The organism is Marinicauda pacifica (assembly GCF_004793635.1).
In the GTDB taxonomy this organism is placed as follows: Bacteria; Pseudomonadota; Alphaproteobacteria; order Caulobacterales; family Maricaulaceae; genus Marinicauda; species Marinicauda pacifica.
In genome coordinates, this window is the sequence record NZ_SRXV01000084.1 from 1 (window position 1) to 306 (window position 306).

General features: G+C 65.7%; 1 protein-coding gene. It reads right to left on the reverse strand.

Going from position 1 to position 306, the window contains the following annotated elements:
* Window positions 1-254, reverse strand: a 254-nt coding sequence (locus E5162_RS15085; RefSeq protein WP_174235022.1) for a tRNA-dihydrouridine synthase, incomplete at its 3' end; no start/stop codon positions are given.
* Window positions 255-306 lie beyond the last annotated feature (52 nt).

Genomic DNA, 306 nt, shown 5'->3' on the forward strand with positions numbered 1-306 from the left:
AGCGCGCCTTCCACATAAGGCCGGTACGCTTCCAGCGCGTCGAACGGTGTCTCTACCGGGTCGCGCTCGCCATAGAGGCGGCTGTCGAGGCGCGCCAGCTCGAATGGTGTGTGGTACGCGGCCCGGCCCAGCATGACACCGTCCACGCCGCTCATCTCCTCGACCGATTGATCCAGCGTGGCGAGACCGCCATTGAGCAGGATTTCAAGGTCCGGCGAATTCGACAGCCAGATGGTCCGCGCCAGCGGCTCGATCGAGACAAGCCTGTATCAGGCAGCGCTCGACCAGGGTGCGACCGACCGGGTC